General features: G+C 23.1%; 1 protein-coding gene. It reads left to right on the top strand.

The window, feature by feature from the left end:
• Positions 1-185: 185 nt before the first annotated feature.
• Positions 186-670, top strand: a 485-nt coding sequence (locus G3997_RS09510) for a sirohydrochlorin cobaltochelatase (protein WP_296645536.1), incomplete at its 3' end; no start/stop codon positions are given.

Below are 670 nucleotides of genomic sequence, written 5' to 3'. Positions count from 1 at the left end.
TGTAAAAGTCCTAATTTTAAATAAGTTAGGACTTTTACATTTTAACTATTAATATATAAATACTTTGTTAGACTAGATGAATTAAATTAAAATAAATATATGATAAGTAGTATTTAAAGGTACTATAAAATATGTAAAGATAATCGAAATAATATATTTATAAATCTAGATAAGGTGAATTAAATATGAAAAAAGCTGTTTTAGTAATTAGTTTTAGGACAACATATAAAGAAACTAGAGAAAAAACTATAGAGGCTTGTGAGAAAAAAATAAGAGAAGGTTTAGAAGGATATGATTTTTTTAGAGCATTCACTTCTAATACTATAATAAAAATATTAAAAAATAGAGATGGATTACATATAGAAAGTCCAATAGAAGTTTTAAATAGATTACATAAAGAAGGATATAAAGAGGTTATATTTCAAAGTTTACATATAATACGTGGAGAAGAATTCAATAAATTAAGAGAGCAAGTTGAAGAATATAATGATAAATTTGAAAAAATAATACTAGGTAGGCCACTATTGACATATRTAGAAGAYTATAAAGAAGTTGTARAAGCTATAGAAAATCAAGTACCTAAAATGGGATTTGAAGAGGCAATTGTATTTATGGGAYATGGAACATTCAATGAATCACACTTAACATATTCAGTTTTAGAATCTATGTT

The organism is Romboutsia sp. 13368, from assembly GCF_018336475.1.
Taxonomy (GTDB): domain Bacteria; phylum Bacillota; class Clostridia; order Peptostreptococcales; family Peptostreptococcaceae; genus Romboutsia.
Note: the sequence above shows the minus strand (reverse complement) of the source record. Positions and strands in the feature narration are given on the sequence as shown.